Origin of the sequence: Brevibacillus migulae, from assembly GCF_004521915.1 — a bacterium.
Classification (GTDB): domain Bacteria; phylum Bacillota; class Bacilli; order Brevibacillales; family Brevibacillaceae; genus Brevibacillus_F; species Brevibacillus_F migulae.
Genome location: NZ_SDKD01000007.1, coordinates 157,032 through 173,890, shown reverse-complemented (window position 1 = coordinate 173,890; position 16,859 = coordinate 157,032). Strand labels below are relative to the sequence as shown.

Here is a 16,859-nt window from a genome sequence, read left to right as displayed (position 1 = left end):
GCAATTATATGTAAAAGTGGAACCACATTGGTTTGAACTTTCTATTATTTCTGTTTTGCTGATTAGCTACTATCTGTATGAGAAGAAGTTTTTCTCGAAGAGCTAGCGATTCGTTAGCGCTTTGCTATATTGTCCAGCACACGCTACCGGTTCTTACTACCATGTCCTAGTGGCGAACTCGGACAAAGTGATCGTCATCGGCTATAATCCATACGGTCGGCTTTCGAACATACCGGATCGAGTGGTTCTTCCGAAGTGAAGGAAAGGGCGCGACTTGAAAATTCGGCGAAGTAAGACTTGTATCTAGTTTTTTTAAGACGTACACTATAACATATGAATGAACATCCGGGAGCTTGTGGAATCAGGCTGAGAGTATGACTATCCCGTCATAGACCGTTGGAACCTGTTGGATAATGCCAGCGCAGGAAAGCGAGTAGCATAGGATCAATGCAGCGCTCTGCTCTGGCAGAGTGCTTTTTTCATTCGTAGATACAGCAAGCATAGAGGAGATGACCATATGATTACCGTCCAGGAAATCGCGAAAACCTTAGCTGCAGTGCGAGCAAGCAATCCGCTCGTCCATAATATCACCAATGTCGTCGTGACGAATTTTACCGCAAACGGCCTTCTTGCCCTAGGAGCCTCTCCGGTGATGGCGTATGCCAAAGAAGAGGTAGCGGATATGGCGAAAATCGCGGGAGCCCTGGTCCTAAACATCGGGACGCTCAATGAAACAGAGATTGAGGCCATGATCATCGCAGGGAAATCCGCCAATGCGCACGGTGTTCCGGTTATTTTTGATCCGGTTGGAGCAGGAGCGACCGCCTATCGGACGCAGACCGCGCAAAAAATCGCGAAGGAGCTCAAGCTGGCTGTGATCCGGGGAAATGCCGCGGAGATTGCCAATGTTGTCGGCGAAGAGTGGGCCATCAAGGGAGTAGATGCAGGAGAAGGGAACGGGGATGTGGTCGAGCTGGCACAGTCGGCCGCAAAGCAGCTGCATACGCTGGTCGTGATCACGGGGAAAAACGATGTGGTCACCGATGGAGAGACCACGTATGTGATATCCAATGGGCATCCGCTTCTGACGAAAGTGACAGGAACGGGCTGCTTGCTGACATCTGTCATCGGGGCATTCGCTGCAGTGGAAAAAGATCCGATGCTGGCTGCCACCTCGGCTCTTGTCAGCTATGAAGTAGCGGCGGAGCTTGCCGCCGGGCAATGCGCGGGAGAGGGTCCGGGAAGCTTCCAGATTGCGTTTTTGAACCAGCTTGCCCGTGTGACCCCCGAACACATCGTGTCGCTTGGCTGCATCCATAAAAGCTAGGAAATACAGCGTTTATCCAGTGCAGCTGGATAAGCGCTTTTTTCGTTTTTGCATTGCCAGTCCACCCGGGGAGGGGTAAGATAGATCATGGGTTTGTTCATAAATTCTACCTATTTAGGAGGACGTTCACATGTTTGCTTCTCTGTTTCGTCGCAAATGGACGACGATTGATTTTGTACTGATAGTTGTTACGGCTGCCCTATATGCGGTTGCTCTCATACTATTGGCGAATATTAAGTTGATTCCATCTGTTCCGATTCGTCCGGCGAATGCCTTGCAGCCGGTTTTCGGCATTTTGTTCGGGCTTCCTGGCTGCATCGGGCTCGGGCTGGGCAACATGGTCAGCGATTTGATGCAAGGTACCGCAAGTCCGCATATGCTGCTGGCCGGGTTGTTCTCCAACTTCATGGGCGGATTCATTGCCTATGTAGCTGTCAGTCATCCCGCCCTGCAAACCAAGCGAAGCTATCTGCAATACTACCTGTTTGTCGTGATTATCGCTTCGGTCGTGGTCGCATGCACCATCTTGATTAATGTGGCGCTCGGCTTTACACCGATGGCGATCGCGTCCGCTTTTGTGCCTACCGTATTCTTGAATCAGGCGATCTCTACGGCGATTCTGGGCCCCATTCTGCTGAAACTACTCTATCCGTCTGTGAAGCGCTCTGGCTTGTATCGCGGACGCCCGCTTTCCAGCGGATATGAATCCATCCCGCGAGGCTACTGATGGTGGGACGTGAAGCGCTGCTTACGCTTGCCGATGTAAGCTGGAGATATGAAGGCTCATCGTATCAAGCGCTGAATCACATTCAACTGCAGCTGCAGCCAGGAGAAGTGACGGGGCTCGTCGGCCTCTCCGGTGCAGGCAAAACCACTTTGCTGTTGACCATGGCCAATCTGATCCCTGCCAATTATGGCGGGGATTTCTCAGGAAAAAGGACTGCAGCAGAGGAGATCGGGATTGTATTCCAGGACCCGGAAACGCAGTTTATCGGGCTTACGGTGGAAGAAGAGATCGCCTTTTCCCTGGAAGCTCGCGGCATGGACGATGACGAGATCGAGAGCCGGATCGAGGAAGTATTGGAACTTGTGGGATTGGATGGATTCGCGGAACGCTCCCCGCTTGAACTCTCTGGTGGAGAAAAACAGCGGGTAGCGATTGCCTCCGCTCTGGCTACCAGGCCGAAGATATTGCTGCTGGATGAGCCAACATCCGAGCTTGACCCAAAAGGGACGAGAGAAGTGTTTGCCTTGCTGAAGCGGCTCAAGCAGGACAGTGAGATGACCATTGTCGTAGCTTCCCATGCGACAGAAGAGCTTGCCCAGTTTTGCGACCGGATGCTGTTGATCAGCGAAGGAACCATTTTATACGACCTGCCTACCCGTGCCTTCTTTGCTCAGGCGGGTGAGCTGTCTGCCCATGGCATTCATGTTCCTGACATGATTTTGCTCTATCAGTGGCTCTGCAGGACGGGAAGGATTCGTGGAAATGTGGCTGACGTGCCATTGAGTGTAGAAGAGATGGAGCAAGCATACCGATTGATCGCTTTACAGGTGGAGGTGGAGCGATGAGTGAGTTTATTCGTTTTGAAGATGTGCATTTTCACTATACGGAAGAAAAGCCCATACTCAAAGGGATCGATTTGCAGATCGCACCAGGAGAATTCGTCGCCCTGATCGGCGGGAATGGCTCAGGAAAAACGACATTGGCCAAGCATTGCAATGGGCTCTATCGTCCGACAGCTGGGACCGTTCTCATAGATGGAATCGATACGAAGAAGACCGATGTAGCATCGCTTACCCCGAGTGTGGCTTACTGCTACCAAAATCCCGACCATCAAATCTTTCATTCGACCATCGAGGAAGAGATCGCCTTTGGCCCGAAAAATCTTGGGCTGACCGCCTCTGAGATTGAGGAACGGGTAAAGGAAGCGCTGCAGGCCGTTGATTTATGGGAGCTGCGTAAGGAAGAGCCGTTTTTTGTAGGCAAGGGAACCCGCCAGAAGATAGCGGTTGCCTCGATTCTCGCGATGCGGCCAAAAGGGATCGTGCTGGATGAGCCGACAACCGGACTGGATCATCGCGGGGTGCAGGAGATGATGCGGCTGATCGCCGGCTTGCATGGAGAAGGACACACCATTTTGGTAGTCACCCACGACATGCAGCTGGTCGCGGAATATGCCAGCCGCGTCATCGTCATGGCGCAGGGAGAAATCGTGTGTGACGGCACGCCGCAGGAGGTCTTTGCCCGTCAGGACTTACTTGAGCTGGCCCAGGTAGAAGCGCCGGCTGCCGCACGTTTTGCTGCAAGCATCGGACTCGCGGCGCCGTTCCCGTTAACCTTGGCGGCCCTGAAGGAAAGGTTGGCTGCAGATGAATAGGGAATCCATGATGACAGACCGTTCACAACCAGGAAGACAGGCGCGGATTTGGCAACAGGCTCATCCCGGATTTGTCTTGCTTTTCTTTGTGCTGCTGGGGGCTCTGCCGTTTATTTTCCAGGACCCGCGCATTCTTGTCATTTTGCTTGCTCTCAACCTGCTGCTGGTGAGCAGCATCGGTTGGCCGCGGATGGTGCGTAATACGTATTTGCTGGTCGGGGGAGTCGGCGGATTGTTCACCGCCCTATCCTGGCTGCCTTTTACGAGCGTCGGGGAGGCGTATTGGCGGGGAGAGGTGCCCTTGATCGGCTATCCGCTGCAAATTACCGATATCGGGGTCATGTGGGGATTGGGGATGGGACTGCGGATCGCCAATGTGGCCTTGCTGTCGATGTACTACCTGTTTGTCACAACCCCGCGCCAGATGGCGATGGGCTTTAAAAGCATCGGCATTCCGTTTTCGATCGGCTTTCTGTTCGCGCTGATCTTTCGGTTTATTCCGCTGGCCAAACAGGACTTGACCACGATACGAGAAGCGCAAATGGTCCGGGGAGTCCGCATCGATCAAGGTTCTCTCCGGGAAAAAATGCGGAAGTACGGGGTGCTGCTGGCTCCGCTCATTTTTTCCTCGCTGCGGCGCGTCCAGTTGATCGCCAATGCGCTTGATGCCAAGGGATTTGCCATGCGCAATCCCCGACACCGATACTATCGCATGCCGGAATGGGGCAAAAAGGAGATCCTCCTGCTGTTGCTCGTTTTTCTGATTGTGATTTCGCTTTTTTATGCAGCGCGGATCTCTCCGAATCACTTCGGTGTGCTTTTCCCATCCAGAATTTAATAGAGGAGAGTCTGGTATGACAACCATTTTGAAAAATGACTGGGCACCGCTGTTGGAAGCGGAGTTTGCCCAGCCTTATTACCAACAGTTGCGACAATTTCTAGCGGAAGAATATCAGCGAAGGGTCATTTATCCGGACAAGTATGACATTTTCAATGCCCTGCATTTGACCCCCTACGAGCAGACCCGCGTGGTGATCCTCGGGCAAGATCCGTACCATGGCCGCGGTCAGGCGCATGGCTTGAGCTTCTCCGTAAAGCCGGGTGTCGCCGTACCTCCTTCGCTGCAAAACATCTATAAGGAGCTGCAGGCTGATCTGGGCTGCTCGATTCCGAATCATGGCTATCTCCAAAAATGGGCGGAGCAGGGCGTGCTCCTGTTGAATACCGTACTGACCGTGCAGGAGAGCACGCCCAATTCGCACAAAGGTAAGGGCTGGGAGATTTTCACCAATCGGGTCATCGAAAAGCTCAATCAGCGTGAGGAGCCTGTCGTCTTTATTCTCTGGGGAAAACATGCGCAGGAAAAAGGGGAGCTGATCACATCCCCCCATCATTTTATCATCCGTTCCCCGCATCCCAGCCCGTTTTCCGCCAACCGCGGCTTTTTCGGAAGCCGTCCATTCTCCCGGACCAACGAATTTTTGCGCAAGATCGGACGCGAAGAGATTGATTGGCAGATTCCGAATTTGTAAAAAGGGCTTTCACAGCTTCCTCAAAAAGCTGAGGCTCAGCCTGCTGGTTTCCAGCGGAGATTGGAGCATCAAGAGATGGCGGCCGCCAGCAATGCGAATGGCTCGCGCTTGAGGCGCAAGGCCCAGATACGCTTGGAGTGAGGAACGGATAAAAGCGCGATGCTCCTCGGTAGGTGCGAGCTTTTCGTCCGCATGGAGCAGCAGCACGGGACAGCGTATGCTGGAGAGCACCAGCTCCGGCTGAAAAGCCATGTAATCTTGAAAGTAAGCAGAGAGTGCTTCCACCGGCAGCTTGTACCGATAATAGCCAGCCGGATCCCAAACCATTTCGCTTTCCGCTATGTGAGCGGGGAGGACAGTGCCGGGATGATGACGGGAAAAGGCCCGGTGTACTTCCTCCAGACTGTGGAAGCGGGTATTGGCGAAGCGTTCGACTTGTGCCTGATAATCAAAGCCGGGCAGGTTTCCCAATGAATAAAACCCGCCATCCAGTAGGATCAATGCTTGGATAAGTGCAGGCTCTTCTGCAGCCAGCATCTGCGCAGGCACACAGGAGAATGAGGAAGCGATGATCGAAACTTTTTGGACCTTTTCATGGCGCAGCAGCTCACGCAGGTCCTCTGCGATCTGCTGAAAGGTGAAGGGCGCTTCCTTGTCTGATACACCGTGTCCGCGCAAATCCGGAATGAGCACGCGATAATGAGGCAGAAAGGCATCGCGGATGAGATCAAAAAACGATTTGGTCCCTCGGATCGAATGCAGGAGCAGCAGTACCGGCCGCTCCGCTGAGCCGGCGTCCAGATAAGCTGTTTTGTGCCCTTTGTGGATAAAATGTTTTTCCTTGTACGTCATGGCTGGACTCCTTGGGGAGATATTTTCCCCTGATTGTAAAGGACTCCTGCTGTTCCAACAAGAGAATATTGGAAAAATATTGTTGACGACTCACCCACAGGTTGGGTAGAATGAAACCAACTTAAGGAACTGCATACACGCGTAATTCTTATCGCGAGAGGTGGAGGGACTGGCCCGATGAAGCCCGGCAACCGTCAATTACATGACATGGTGCCAATTCCTGCGAGACATTTGTCTTGAGAGATAAGAAGAAGGACCGTACACGAACCGCCTTCTTCTGCTGAGGAAGGCTTTTTTCATTCCTCACCAACAACTACATAGGAAAAATTGTTCTTATCCAGAGAGGTGGAGGGGCTGGCCCGATGAAACCCGGCAACCGTCAACAACTGTTGACAAGGTGCCAATTCCTGCAAGGCGTCTGCCTTGAGAGATAAGAAGATGGTCGATGAAAAGCCCTCTTCTTATCGGAGAGGGCTTTTTTGTCTGTATATCTTGATCAATGATAGGATCTTGGGAGGTCATGAAGGAATGGATACAATTCGTGTGGGTTTACTGGGCTTGGGAGTAGTCGGTTGCGGTGTCGTCAAAACGATTCGTTCCCAGGAGCAAAAGCTTGCTGAACGGCTTGGCAAACAAGTCGAGATTGTCAAAATTTTGGTCCGCGAGCTCGAGAAGGAACGGCTGGTGGATATCGATAAAAGTCTGCTGACAACGAGCTTCGATGAAGTGCTGGCGAGCTCTGTGGATGTGATCGTGGAAGTGATCGGCGGGGTGGAGCCGGCGGGAGAATATGTGACGCGGGCCCTTTGTCAAGGATGTCATGTCGTAACCGCCAACAAGGAGCTGTTGGCGAAGCATGGGCAAGAGCTGACGCAGCTCGCCAATCAACATGCTGTTCACCTGGCCTACGAGGCAAGTGTAGCTGGTGGGATCCCGATTTTGTCCGTGCTGCGCCAATTTTTGCGCACGAACGAAATCACGAGTGTGCAGGGTATCATTAACGGGACCACCAACTACATTTTGACGCAAATGGAGAAACATCTGGTCGGGTACCAGGAAGTGCTGGCGGATGCCCAACGCCTCGGTTATGCCGAAGCAGATCCGACTGCTGATGTGGAAGGCTACGATGCGACCTATAAATTGTTCATTCTTTCCCAGCTCGTATTTGGCGAGGCGGAGCCGTGGGATGAAATCGAGCGCAGAGGCATTTCCCAGCTGCGCTTGAGTGAGCTGCAATTCGCCAAGGAGCTGGGATATCGAATCAAATTGCTGGCGCAAGCGAAAAAGACGGCAGCGGGCATTCGCATGTCGGTAAGGCCAACGCTGCTGCCCCTGGATCATCCGCTCGCTCAGATGGATGGCGCCTTCAACGGTGTGCAGGTGACCGGAAATATCGTCGGGGAGCTGCTATTCACCGGAAAAGGGGCAGGGGAGATGCCGACTGCGAGTGCCGTCGTGGAGGATTTGGCTTATTTGCTGACACAGCCTTTTGCACCGCAGCCAGCGTGGCACATCCGCAGTGAAAAGGAACATCGGGAAGAATTGCTGCCGCAAGAAAGCACCTGGTATCTATACTTGGAAGCGACGGAGCCGGTGCGAGATCCATATCGACTGCTGCAAGCGTTGTTGGAGGCAGGGATTCAAGTGAAAAAGCTGCGGACCGAGTATCACCAGCATGATGTGCTGCGCTGCGGTCTGATCGTGCAGGCATTTTCACGCGAAGTATTGGAACGGCTGGCAAGCAATCTCTCTGCATCGTACAGCATCGTTCCTGTTTTGAACACGGCTGAAGAGGTGCAAGAAGACGAAGATCAGCTTTTGGAGCAGCCAGGGATTGAATATTCCGCAAGTACCTTACGCTGATGGGCCAGCCCGATTCGCATGCATGTTACGCTTCAAACATCTGGATACATTGCCCAATTGGTTGTAAAGTGAGAAGAAGAAAGCTCGCGAGGAAATAAAGATGGGGGAGAGGACAAACATGGGCAAGTATCAGTTTGACCAAGTGGTTTCCAGAGCAGGGACATCCGCGTTAAAGTGGGATACGAAAAGATTGTTCAAGCAGGAAGATTTGATCCCGCTGTGGGTGGCGGATATGGACTTCCCCGCTCCTCCTGAGGTCATTGCAGCAGTGAACGCCCGCGCACAGCACGGCATCTACGGATATTCAGGAAGAAGGCAGGCGTATTACGACGCACTGATCGGCTGGCTGAAAAGACGCCATCAGTGGGAGGTTCAGCAGGAGTGGATTCAATTTGCGCCAGGGGTAGTTCCCGGGCTGGGACTGCTGGTCTTATCGCTGACACAGCCGGGGGATGGCGTTGTCATCCAGCCGCCTGTCTATCCGCCTTTTTATGAAGTGGTTCGGGACCAGGGACGCGAAGTGATGGAAAATGAGCTGGTACTGCAGGATGGGCGTTATGAGATGAATCTGGATGATCTCGAGCAAAAGTTTGCTGCAGGAGCCAAGATGATGATTCTCTGCAGTCCGCATAATCCGGTTGGACGTGTCTGGAGGGAAGAGGAGCTGCGCGAGGTGGCGGAGCTGTGCGTACGCTACGGAGTCATTCTGGTATCGGACGAAATTCATGCGGATCTGATATATCGGGGCCATCGACACACACCGGTTGCCTCGCTCTCTGATGAAATCGCCCATCAAACGATCACGTGCATCTCAACGGGAAAGACGTTCAACCTGGCAGGTCTGACGACAGCTTCGGTGATCATCCCGCATGCTGAGTACCGGAGGGCTTACCAAAAGACCCAGCAAGCGCTGCATCTTTTTGTGGAAAACTGTTTTGGACCATTGGCGGCTGAGGCTGCGTATACCTACGGTGAAGCATGGTTGGAAGAACTCATGGATTACATAGAAGAGAATCTGGCATTTCTGGAGCGGACGTTGGCTAGCGAGATGCCGGATGTGAAGGTGATCAAACCGGAAGGCACTTATCTGGCATGGCTTGATTTCCGCGAGTGGCAGATGAGTACGGCCGAGTTGAAAAAGTGGATGTATCAGGAAGCGAAGGTCGCCTTGAATGTGGGGGCCACCTTTGGAAAGCCGGGGGAAGGATTTTTGCGGATCAATCTGGCTTGCCCCCGCTCGATACTGGGAGAAGGACTGTCACGCATGATTCAGGCGCGACCGCGCTAAATCTTCGAGAAAAGAGAACAGCAGACCGTCGAGTTTCATGTAGACGGTCTGCTGTTGCATGTTGAGCGATTGATCCAATGAGGCGATCATTCAATCCTGTTTTTATAAAAACGACGATACATATACAGCATCGCTACGCGCCAGGGCAATATCATCCCAAAAGCAAGGATGAAGAAAAGGCCGGCCGTTTGCATCGGGGTGAACGTATCGCCAATCCATACTTTCATGATCGTCCGGATCAGCAGCAATCCAAGGAGTACGACGAAAAAGATTTTGGAACGCCGCAAATAGACGTCTTGCCCCACGATTTCAAAGGATGAGGTAAGGATCAAAGGAACCGACAGCAGCATGCCCAAGCCAAAAGCGATGATGTCATAGGGGATGGGCGTCAATGTCTCGGGAAAGTGAAACATAATAAAGCCAGTCGACATGAATAACGGGGGAAGAATGATCTTCCGCGTCGAGACAGGTTTCTTCGCGGTCCGCATGCGCAGCATGATGACAGCGGTCGCCATGAGCAGAGGTACAATCATGCCCAGTGAAGCCAGCGAGAGAAACTTCATCTTGCATTACTCCCTTTTTGCACAGTTACAAAGCCTATACCACTTAGTGTACACCTTACTCCTAAAAGTACAATGGTTGATTTCGCAACTGTTCGATGACTCAAGCGGAGAGTGGTGAAGCGGAAGAATCCGTCTGACGCACCTCAAGCGCATGGCGTTTCCCGTAGAGAAGGGTAACAATCGCAGACAGCAGAGTGAGCGCACCGACCAGAATCATGTACCAGGAGATCCCCATCAGGTCGAGACAAGCTCCCGTTGTAGCGACGGCGATCAGAAAAACCGTGCGCTCGTACATCCCGCGAAAGGAAAAGAAGCGTCCATGGGTGTGCTCCGGCAGCCGTTTTTGAAAGATGGTTGTCGTCATGGGGAAAAAGAAAGCGACTGTGACGCCAAACAAGGCAAAGGAAGCAAGCACGATCCACATGCTATCGGAGAAGGACAGACCGAACTGGGCGATGGCGAAAAGCACGATCAGTCCCGAAGAGGACGAGACCAGGTTGCGCTTGCCTGCCCAGCGTTTGGCAAGCAGACCGGCCAGCAGGATGCTGGTGCCTTCGACTGTATAAATATAGCCCATCAGCTCCGGGTGATGCTGAGTCTCTGCGAAATTCAAGATCAGCAAATTAATGCCGCCCAAAAACAAGGTGACCATCCCCATATTCACCAGGCCGACGATGACAGATGGCTCCTGCTTGATCAGTGCAAAAATCTCGCGGAACTCGATCTTTTCTTGTTTTTTGCCAACTGGCTGCTCCACCTTTGGAATGTGGATGAACAAGGTGACTACCGACAAGATCGCATAGGCCACGATCGAGAGCAGATACAGCATAGATAGATCCATAACGGCAATCATGACCCCGCCAATGGCAGTACCGCCGATACGCGAGAGGGTTGAGATGTTCAGATAGATGCTGTTTGCCTTGAGCAGCTCGGTAGGTGGTAACAAGGACGGGATGGCGGACTGTATCGTTGGAAAATAGAAGACAGCGGTCAACTGCATGACCACGAGGGAGAGAACCATCCAAGCAATCGAATTGTAGAAAAGCGCAGGAAACATACAGACCGGACTCAGCACGCGTACAAGACTGGAAATCAACATGATTTTCCGTTTGTCATAACGGTCGATCATCACCCCGGCTTTGGGGGCAAAAAAGATGCCAACCAGCATGCCGGACATCAAGATGAGACCTTTGACAAAATCGGAGGGCACCAAATGCTGCATGAATTGCAGATTGGCGATGATCGAGATCCACAGCCCCGCACCCGCAACCACTTCCCCGATCATCAACAGTAAAAATGAGCGATTGCGCCAAAGCATCGTTTCGCCTCCCATTTCAGTAAAAAATTTTTGAATAGTGTAGCAAAGTATACCACTAGATCCAGCCTTTGACTACCACTTTTCGTTGGCCGCATGAGCAGGAAAGACAAGGGAATCCTAAGGGCAGACCGGACTCAAAAAGGGGGCATTCCAGCGTGTGGCGAAAACGCTCCTTGGTCAAGATCGTCTGTTATGGCCTGTTGGCTACGCTCGCGATCTCGTACGGATTGCTCCTGCGGCAAAGTCTGTTTGCCACCTTCATCGCGTTTCACCTTGTCGTCTGCATCGGCATCCCGCTGATTCACGGTTGGTGGGAGGGGAGGCTGCGCAAAAATTGGAGGATGGCATGGGGGGAGCAATCGTTTTCGACAACCGGACTTTTGCTTGGGATCAGCAGTGGAGTATGCATGGGGGCGATTGCAGTCTGGGGGATTTGGAAGCTGCTGCAATCAGGGATCTCGATACCGTGGATACGGCTTCAACTGGAGCGTTGGGGATTGCGGGAACAATGGGCCTGGTTCTTTGCTGTTTATATGGTGATCGGCAATTCTTTGATGGAAGAGCTGTTTTGGAGAGGGTTTGTCCAGCAGCGATTATCCGCTGTTCTGAAGCAACTGACTGTTATTTTACTCAGCAATGCTTTGTTTGCCCTGTATCACCTGCTGCTGGGGATCGTTCTTTTCGGCTGGAAGTGGGGGAGTGTAGCGACAGTGGCCGTCTTTGGTGCCGGAACGATCTGGGGATGGATGAAGCATCGCTACCCTTCGATCTATCCGACCTGGTTCAGCCATTTGCTGGCCGACGCCGGAATCATGAGTGCGTTGTTTATGTGGATTTATTGAGAGGAGGGAAGGATGATGCCGGTAGTCAATGCCGATACGCGATTGAAAACCAAGCTGCTCTCCATCCTGCGGCAAAAGGCAGACCAGCTGCCTGCCTTGTTTTTTGATACGTATGGCTTTACCTCGCTGGATCGATTGGTTGCTTATTTGCGGACCCTGAAAGGGCTGGGAAGCGTCACAGCAGAAGATGTGACCCAAGTCATCCTGAAAGATCAGCAAGGCCAATTCGAATGGGACGGTCCCTTGGTACGGGCCACCTTTGGCTTTTCGGCTTCGCGCGTCTACCGGGGGAAAGAGATGCCCCCTCCCGAGAAGCTTTACCACGGGACCCATCGAAGGCTGTTGGGCCAAATCATGGCTACAGGACTCATCCCCATCGCGAGCGATGTCATTCAACTGGCGCTGGACCCGTCTTTGATTGGAGAGCCAGGAGGAACGCTGCAGATACTCACTGTCGATGCGAGAGAGGCGCATCGGGCAGGCATTCCGTTTTATCGGGCGGGGGAGCTGTGGTACTTCAGCGATTCCATTCCTCCCGCTTACCTTACGCAAACCTAGCTATCCGGGAGGCTTTGCTTTTGCTGCTTGGCAAGGAGGCTTCTTTCCCGCTCCCGGATCACTTCGCTGCGATCGCGGAGAGTGTGCCGATGGATCAAAAGCGGCTCGGATAAATCGCTGGGCTGGCCAAACGTCATGCCATGCTCCTCGCACCACTGCTTGCAGCTGATAAGCAGCTGCCCATCCGTCAGCGGCAGGTTGATGCTTTCATAAGGGACTTGTTGCTTGATTTCCTGCGCTTTGCTTTTCAGCTGCTGGATCAGCGCAGACGGATCCAACCCGAGTCTGGCCAGTGCCGGCCGTTCGTTATCCAATATGCGAATCGCACTTTTCATCATCTTGTCCGCCCCCGGAAAATTTCCCCGCCGTTGATGGTAAAGCGACACCGCGATTTGAATCAACCCGACCCAGAGGACGCTGCGCTGATCATCAGGAAGTGATTTCCAATATTCTTCCAGCAGCTCGTGGCATTCAAAATAATCACGATCCCCATGAAAATGGGCCAAATAGGCAATATATGCGTGGGGGTACATAGACAGCTCTCCTCATTCTGCTCATTTTCCTCTATTATAAAAGAGGGAAGGTAGTCCTACAAACGAATTACGGAGTGTGGAACAATGACAAGAGATGAAATCATGGCGGTATTGAAGGAAAAACGAATGACTGAGGTCATCGAATTGATCGAGGATGCAGAAGCGGGGGAGCTGGAAGAGCTGGAATTGGCGGAAGGTCTTGGCCTGCTTCTCGATGAACAGCTGAACGACGCAGTCCTCTCCCTGCTGCAAGAGCTTGGTGTTGAGATCATCTACGTCAAGGATGAAGACTTCGATGGCGAGGAAGACGAGGAAGAAGACGATCAAGCGTAAAAAAGCGAGCCCGCGAGAAGTTGCTGGGCTCATCTTTTTTACTCCTTGCTTATTTTTGCGTCCACACACGATTCTTATTGCGTGTGGCAGGGAATTTTTCCCCTTTGTCCAGCTCGATGATCATCGGGTCCTGTACACCTGAGCCCGATTCGCCAATTTCCATATAAACGCCATTTTTAGGGGATTTATCCCCTTCCTTGAAACGGCTGCGTTCTCCCATCTGTGTCACCTCGCTTTTCGTGAATCGGGTATAGTATTTCCTGTCGAGTCGCCTTCATCCCGCAACCCATTCGGGAATTGACGAGCCTTGAGGCAGTAGGATAGGATGGAAAGCAAGATTGTTGAGTTTCAGGAGGAAGTCATGCTGCGCATTACGTTGCAAAAAGATTCACACAATTCCTACCATGAACAATTGTATCAGCAAATCGTTTCCTTGATCCGCAGCGGTGAGCTGCCACCCCATGCACAGCTGCCGCCCGTAAGGAATCTGGCTTCACAGCTGCATGTGAATTATAATACCGTGCGAAGCGTCTATCTTCGTCTACAGCAGGAGGGCTTGGTTGATTCCCGCCAAGGCAGAGGGACAGTCGTCAGCAATAGTGTCAATGACCCGCTGCTGACCCGCAACCCTGCCCAGCTCACTTTGCTTGCGAAAGAGACGATACATAAGGTAAAAGCGATGGGATACAGCTTGGAAGAATTTACACGGGTGCTTTCGTCGGTGGTCCAACAGCTCAACCAGCTGCCGGTGCTCTTTTTGCGCTTTACGGAACTGGAGCTGGCCGAGTATTGCCGTCTCGTCCAGTATCATCTGCCGAGTGTCATGGTGGAGGGCTGGACATTGGATGGATTTTGGGAGCGGGTTGGCATCGAGACGGATTTTCTGATGCAATACAAAGCCATCGTTGCGCATCCATCGGTCATCCCCCGGATCAAGCAGGTGCTGCCGAGAGTGGCCCCTCCTGTCGTCGGTCTTGACTTTATCCCGGACCCTACCGTCGTCATTCCGGCGGTGGATGCATATCCGCGCCAGACCAAAGTCGGCCTCATCTGTGCGACGACTCGTGGAGCGGAGGGGATGATTCAGGATCTGCATAATGCCGGGATCAGCCATTTGAATTTGCTGACGATCGAGGCGAATCATCCCGAGGTATTCGATCTGATCGCCCGCTGCGATGTCGTGTACATCTCCAAGCCCGGTTATATGACGCGGCCCCAATTATTAACGCTGCCAAAGGTGAAAGAATATCGGGAAATCCCGGATCATCACGGGATCAATGAGCTGCGTAAGATCGTTGCACAATAGCCCGTGGGTGAATCACTCATTTTCTGTTGCAATAGTCTACTGTACCATTCACCCGTCTCGCTTTCTTCATACCCTGTAACTGTAATCAACAAGGGGGTGAGGTTAGTGAGTTGCGGATGCAAAAAATCGAAATGCCATACCAAATGCAGAAAGTGCTGTAAGAAAAAATATTACAAAAAAGTGGTAAAATATGTGCCTTACTACAAAACCAAATGCTATGACTACCACAAGCATGACAAACATTACGATTCCTCCTCTTCTTCGTCTGGTGGTTATGGTGGATACCACCACGATGGTTACGGCGGTTATGACAGCAGCAGCAAGTACTAATCGCAACAAAAAGCGCCCCTCGGGCGCTTTTTACATTTATCGCAACTTTTTCCAAGGGGAATCGTACAATTAATGAGAAAAACAAAGGAGGCCATCCTATGGAAAGTTACTTGCCTAGCAAAGACGAACGCTTATGGGCAATGATTGCACACTTATCGGCATTATCCGGCTTTATTATTCCATTCGGCAATGCTCTGGGACCGCTGATCATTTGGTTGATCAAGAGAGAGGAAATGCCCTTTGTCAATCAGCAAGGGAAAGAAGCGCTCAACTTTGGGATTTCCGTTACGATCTATGCAGCGATCAGCTACATCCTTGTATTTATTTTGGTTGGAGTCGTTGCTTTGATCGCATTGTTTATCTTTTGGCTGGTCGTGGTCATCATCGCGGCGGTAAGGACCAACGAAGGCAAAGCATATCGTTATCCGCTCTGCATCCGTTTGGTGAAATAGGTTGCTTCAGTAGGTGTCGAGTAAATCGGCGCCTGTTTTCTTTTTGTATGATGGATGTCAATGAAAAGGAAAGAGAGGAGCGGGCGAGAATTACATAAGCAAGGCGGCAGAAAGAATTGAAAGCGCTTTTATGGAAGGGGAGCAAAAAATATGAGTGAAGCAATCGAGAAACAAATTATGACGGAGCTTCAAGACGGAGTGTTTACGATTACACTCAATCGTCCGAAAGTGTTAAATGCGTTAACGCTTGAAATGTTTCATGGCCTTGCGCAAGTCATTTCCCAGGCAGCGGAGGATCCCCAAGCGGAAATCATACATCTGCGCGGTGCAGGCGGCCATTTTTGCTCCGGAGCCGATTTGAGTGTGCTGCAAGCGCTATCCACACCGGAAGATGCCGATGAGGCGCTCGTCGTCGTCAATCGGTTTTTGCAGCAATTGCATACCATGCCCAAGCCGGTGGTCGCCATTATTCCCGGAGTGGCGGTCGGCGCCGGCTTGAATCTGGCCTTGCATGCCGATTTTGTCTTGGCCGCAGAGGATGCGATGCTTCAGGAGCCGTTTGTTCATATTGGGTTGACAACCGATTTTGGCGGTACCTACCTGCTGCCGCGATTGGTCGGAAGCGCACGGGCGAAACGGCTTGCGCTCTTGGGGGAAAAAATCAGCGGTACAGAGGCGGCGCAAATGGGACTGATCTATAAAGCGGTTTCGGCTGAGCAGTTGGAAACGGAAACAGCAGCACTGACCAAAGCGCTGCGCAAACTGCCAAAGGGCGCTTTCGCCAAAACCAAGGAAGGATTGGAGCAAAGCTGGGGCTTCTCTCTGGAGGAAGCGCTGCAATGGGAAAAAGAGGCGCAGCCGGGTCTGATCTTGCAGCCCGAGTTTCAGGCATTGGTACAAGCCAAGCTGAAAAAATAACAGGCTTAGGGGGACGAGGTATTCCGAGCTTTTGCCAAAAGACCATAATACGAAAGGAAAAGCCCCAAGATAAAAAAGGCAAAAACAGTGCCGTAGTCTTGACTCGATACCTCATAGCTGAGCCAAGTTTTTATCCCGTACTTGAGTGCCGCATAGGTGGCTGCAAAAAGCAGGATGAGCCCATACTTCAACCATTTGCTGTGCTGCTGCATTTCTTTTGTTTTGCTGTGTAAAACATATCGGAAGTACCCGAATGCCAAGCCGATAACGTATAGCAAGGTAAACAGAAAACGTAGCGGATGATGATCGGCGAAAACCTTTATCAATGTTGTAACTGCCATGATGCCCATGATAAGGCATGCAACGAGATAAAATGTGGTAGATCGTTGTCTCATGCATCATACACGTCCTTTCATCACGAAGAGTGGAAACAGGATGGCCGGGCAGTCATGCACCCGGCCTT

At 51.9% G+C, this 16,859-nt stretch carries 20 protein-coding genes and 2 riboswitches; of the genes, 14 read left to right on the top strand and 6 right to left on the bottom strand.

Translation table 11 applies throughout. The annotated features are described in order from the left end of the window. Window positions 1–517: 517 nt before the first annotated feature. The 6 genes from thiM to EIZ37_RS10430 all read left to right on the top strand — a co-directional run bounded on the left by thiM (window position 518) and on the right by EIZ37_RS10430 (window position 5,240). Complete coding sequence (gene thiM, locus EIZ37_RS10455) at window positions 518–1,327, top strand: hydroxyethylthiazole kinase (RefSeq protein WP_134684537.1); 810 nt, start codon at window positions 518–520, stop codon at window positions 1,325–1,327. 130 nt (window positions 1,328–1,457) lie between these two features. Beyond that, window positions 1,458–2,054 (top strand): QueT transporter family protein, encoded by a 597-nt coding sequence (locus EIZ37_RS10450; protein ID WP_134684536.1) that lies wholly within the window; start codon window positions 1,458–1,460, stop codon window positions 2,052–2,054. Beyond that, window positions 2,054–2,899: an energy-coupling factor ABC transporter ATP-binding protein gene (locus EIZ37_RS10445; RefSeq protein ID WP_134684535.1), complete on the top strand. Its 846-nt coding sequence runs from the start codon at window positions 2,054–2,056 to the stop codon at window positions 2,897–2,899. The genes EIZ37_RS10450 and EIZ37_RS10445 overlap by 1 nt, the downstream gene beginning before the upstream one ends. After that, complete coding sequence (locus EIZ37_RS10440) at window positions 2,896–3,708, top strand: energy-coupling factor ABC transporter ATP-binding protein (RefSeq protein ID WP_134684534.1); 813 nt, start codon at window positions 2,896–2,898, stop codon at window positions 3,706–3,708. Before EIZ37_RS10445 ends, EIZ37_RS10440 begins: the two co-directional genes overlap by 4 nt. After that, window positions 3,701–4,546 carry an energy-coupling factor transporter transmembrane component T gene (locus tag EIZ37_RS10435; protein ID WP_235827951.1) on the top strand — a complete coding sequence of 282 codons (846 nt, stop codon included), beginning with the start codon at window positions 3,701–3,703 and terminating at the stop codon, window positions 4,544–4,546. The genes EIZ37_RS10440 and EIZ37_RS10435 overlap by 8 nt, the downstream gene beginning before the upstream one ends. A 16-nt stretch (window positions 4,547–4,562) precedes the next feature. Beyond that, entirely contained in the window at window positions 4,563–5,240 is a 678-nt protein-coding gene (locus tag EIZ37_RS10430) for a uracil-DNA glycosylase (RefSeq protein WP_134684533.1), read from the top strand. 9 nt (window positions 5,241–5,249) lie between these two features. On the opposite strand, the gene EIZ37_RS10425 is transcribed toward EIZ37_RS10430, so the two are convergent. Further along, the gene (locus EIZ37_RS10425) at window positions 5,250–6,092 is read right to left on the bottom strand and encodes an alpha/beta fold hydrolase (protein ID WP_134684532.1); all 843 of its coding nucleotides are present in this window, start codon (window positions 6,090–6,092) and stop codon (window positions 5,250–5,252) included. A gap of 145 nt (window positions 6,093–6,237) precedes the next feature. Next, window positions 6,238–6,342: riboswitch (SAM riboswitch) on the top strand. Window positions 6,343–6,422: 80 nt separating this feature from the next. Continuing rightward, window positions 6,423–6,529: riboswitch (SAM riboswitch) on the top strand. 91 nt (window positions 6,530–6,620) lie between these two features. On the opposite strand from EIZ37_RS10425, the gene EIZ37_RS10420 reads away from it, so the two are divergent. Together EIZ37_RS10420 and EIZ37_RS10415 are read left to right on the top strand one after the other, a co-directional pair. Beyond that, window positions 6,621–7,955, top strand: a complete 1,335-nt coding sequence (locus tag EIZ37_RS10420) for a homoserine dehydrogenase (RefSeq protein ID WP_134684531.1) — start codon at window positions 6,621–6,623, stop codon at window positions 7,953–7,955. A gap of 118 nt (window positions 7,956–8,073) precedes the next feature. Beyond that, window positions 8,074–9,243, top strand: coding sequence for a MalY/PatB family protein (locus EIZ37_RS10415; RefSeq protein WP_134684530.1), 1,170 nt, complete (start codon window positions 8,074–8,076; stop codon window positions 9,241–9,243). A gap of 86 nt (window positions 9,244–9,329) precedes the next feature. On the opposite strand, the gene EIZ37_RS10410 is transcribed toward EIZ37_RS10415, so the two are convergent. After that, window positions 9,330–9,806, bottom strand: a complete 477-nt coding sequence (locus EIZ37_RS10410) for a CcdC family protein (RefSeq protein ID WP_134684529.1) — start codon at window positions 9,804–9,806, stop codon at window positions 9,330–9,332. 100 nt (window positions 9,807–9,906) lie between these two features. Next, window positions 9,907–11,124 carry an MFS transporter gene (locus tag EIZ37_RS10405; protein WP_134684528.1) on the bottom strand — a complete coding sequence of 406 codons (1,218 nt, stop codon included), beginning with the start codon at window positions 11,122–11,124 and terminating at the stop codon, window positions 9,907–9,909. 155 nt (window positions 11,125–11,279) lie between these two features. On the opposite strand from EIZ37_RS10405, the gene EIZ37_RS10400 reads away from it, so the two are divergent. Together EIZ37_RS10400 and EIZ37_RS10395 are read left to right on the top strand one after the other, a co-directional pair. Then, window positions 11,280–11,966, top strand: a complete 687-nt coding sequence (locus EIZ37_RS10400) for a CPBP family intramembrane glutamic endopeptidase (RefSeq protein WP_134684527.1) — start codon at window positions 11,280–11,282, stop codon at window positions 11,964–11,966. Window positions 11,967–11,978: 12 nt separating this feature from the next. Beyond that, a complete protein-coding gene (locus EIZ37_RS10395) occupies window positions 11,979–12,524 on the top strand; it encodes an RNA 2'-phosphotransferase (RefSeq protein WP_134684526.1) in 546 nt (181 codons plus the stop codon). Here EIZ37_RS10395 and EIZ37_RS10390 read toward each other — a convergent pair. Next, entirely contained in the window at window positions 12,521–13,057 is a 537-nt protein-coding gene (locus tag EIZ37_RS10390) for a DUF309 domain-containing protein (protein ID WP_134684525.1), read from the bottom strand. The two genes, EIZ37_RS10395 and EIZ37_RS10390, sit on opposite strands and share 4 nt — an antisense overlap. Before the next feature lie 84 nt (window positions 13,058–13,141). Here EIZ37_RS10390 and EIZ37_RS10385 point away from each other — a divergent pair, with 84 nt between their 5' ends. Continuing rightward, entirely contained in the window at window positions 13,142–13,390 is a 249-nt protein-coding gene (locus EIZ37_RS10385; protein ID WP_134684524.1) for a hypothetical protein, read from the top strand. A gap of 49 nt (window positions 13,391–13,439) precedes the next feature. Here EIZ37_RS10385 and EIZ37_RS10380 read toward each other — a convergent pair whose 3' ends face one another. Further along, complete coding sequence (locus EIZ37_RS10380) at window positions 13,440–13,610, bottom strand: YjzC family protein (RefSeq protein WP_134684523.1); 171 nt, start codon at window positions 13,608–13,610, stop codon at window positions 13,440–13,442. A gap of 141 nt (window positions 13,611–13,751) precedes the next feature. On the opposite strand from EIZ37_RS10380, the gene EIZ37_RS10375 reads away from it, so the two are divergent. The 3 genes from EIZ37_RS10375 (at window position 13,752) to EIZ37_RS10365 (ending at window position 16,396) form a co-directional block, all read left to right on the top strand. Then, the gene (locus EIZ37_RS10375) at window positions 13,752–14,696 is read left to right on the top strand and encodes a GntR family transcriptional regulator (RefSeq protein WP_134684603.1); all 945 of its coding nucleotides are present in this window, start codon (window positions 13,752–13,754) and stop codon (window positions 14,694–14,696) included. Between the two features lie 428 nt (window positions 14,697–15,124). Further along, entirely contained in the window at window positions 15,125–15,478 is a 354-nt protein-coding gene (locus EIZ37_RS10370; protein WP_134684522.1) for a DUF4870 domain-containing protein, read from the top strand. Window positions 15,479–15,628: 150 nt separating this feature from the next. Continuing rightward, window positions 15,629–16,396: an enoyl-CoA hydratase/isomerase family protein gene (locus tag EIZ37_RS10365; protein ID WP_134684521.1), complete on the top strand. Its 768-nt coding sequence runs from the start codon at window positions 15,629–15,631 to the stop codon at window positions 16,394–16,396. A 5-nt stretch (window positions 16,397–16,401) separates the two neighbouring features. On the opposite strand, the gene EIZ37_RS10360 is transcribed toward EIZ37_RS10365, so the two are convergent. Next, window positions 16,402–16,791 carry a hypothetical protein gene (locus EIZ37_RS10360; RefSeq protein ID WP_134684520.1) on the bottom strand — a complete coding sequence of 130 codons (390 nt, stop codon included), beginning with the start codon at window positions 16,789–16,791 and terminating at the stop codon, window positions 16,402–16,404. Window positions 16,792–16,859 lie beyond the last annotated feature (68 nt).

Bases quoted from the DNA above. Each gene is read 5' to 3' on its own strand.
- EIZ37_RS10440 (WP_134684534.1), top strand. From the start codon at position 2,896: ATGAGTGAGTTTATTCGTTTTGAAGATGTGCATTTTCACTATACGGAA.
- EIZ37_RS10375 (WP_134684603.1), top strand. From the start codon at position 13,752: ATGCTGCGCATTACGTTGCAAAAAGATTCACACAATTCCTACCATGAA.
- EIZ37_RS10405 (WP_134684528.1), bottom strand. From the start codon at position 11,124: ATGCTTTGGCGCAATCGCTCATTTTTACTGTTGATGATCGGGGAAGTG.
- EIZ37_RS10425 (WP_134684532.1), bottom strand. From the start codon at position 6,092: ATGACGTACAAGGAAAAACATTTTATCCACAAAGGGCACAAAACAGCT.
- EIZ37_RS10370 (WP_134684522.1), top strand. From the start codon at position 15,125: ATGGAAAGTTACTTGCCTAGCAAAGACGAACGCTTATGGGCAATGATT.
- EIZ37_RS10420 (WP_134684531.1), top strand. From the start codon at position 6,621: ATGGATACAATTCGTGTGGGTTTACTGGGCTTGGGAGTAGTCGGTTGC.
- EIZ37_RS10410 (WP_134684529.1), bottom strand. From the start codon at position 9,806: ATGAAGTTTCTCTCGCTGGCTTCACTGGGCATGATTGTACCTCTGCTC.
- EIZ37_RS10395 (WP_134684526.1), top strand. From the start codon at position 11,979: ATGATGCCGGTAGTCAATGCCGATACGCGATTGAAAACCAAGCTGCTC.
- EIZ37_RS10380 (WP_134684523.1), bottom strand. From the start codon at position 13,610: ATGGGAGAACGCAGCCGTTTCAAGGAAGGGGATAAATCCCCTAAAAAT.
- EIZ37_RS10415 (WP_134684530.1), top strand. From the start codon at position 8,074: ATGGGCAAGTATCAGTTTGACCAAGTGGTTTCCAGAGCAGGGACATCC.
- thiM (WP_134684537.1), top strand. From the start codon at position 518: ATGATTACCGTCCAGGAAATCGCGAAAACCTTAGCTGCAGTGCGAGCA.
- EIZ37_RS10435 (WP_235827951.1), top strand. From the start codon at position 3,701: ATGAATAGGGAATCCATGATGACAGACCGTTCACAACCAGGAAGACAG.
- EIZ37_RS10430 (WP_134684533.1), top strand. From the start codon at position 4,563: ATGACAACCATTTTGAAAAATGACTGGGCACCGCTGTTGGAAGCGGAG.
- EIZ37_RS10390 (WP_134684525.1), bottom strand. From the start codon at position 13,057: ATGTACCCCCACGCATATATTGCCTATTTGGCCCATTTTCATGGGGAT.
- EIZ37_RS10365 (WP_134684521.1), top strand. From the start codon at position 15,629: ATGAGTGAAGCAATCGAGAAACAAATTATGACGGAGCTTCAAGACGGA.
- EIZ37_RS10360 (WP_134684520.1), bottom strand. From the start codon at position 16,791: ATGAGACAACGATCTACCACATTTTATCTCGTTGCATGCCTTATCATG.
- EIZ37_RS10445 (WP_134684535.1), top strand. From the start codon at position 2,054: ATGGTGGGACGTGAAGCGCTGCTTACGCTTGCCGATGTAAGCTGGAGA.
- EIZ37_RS10450 (WP_134684536.1), top strand. From the start codon at position 1,458: ATGTTTGCTTCTCTGTTTCGTCGCAAATGGACGACGATTGATTTTGTA.
- EIZ37_RS10385 (WP_134684524.1), top strand. From the start codon at position 13,142: ATGACAAGAGATGAAATCATGGCGGTATTGAAGGAAAAACGAATGACT.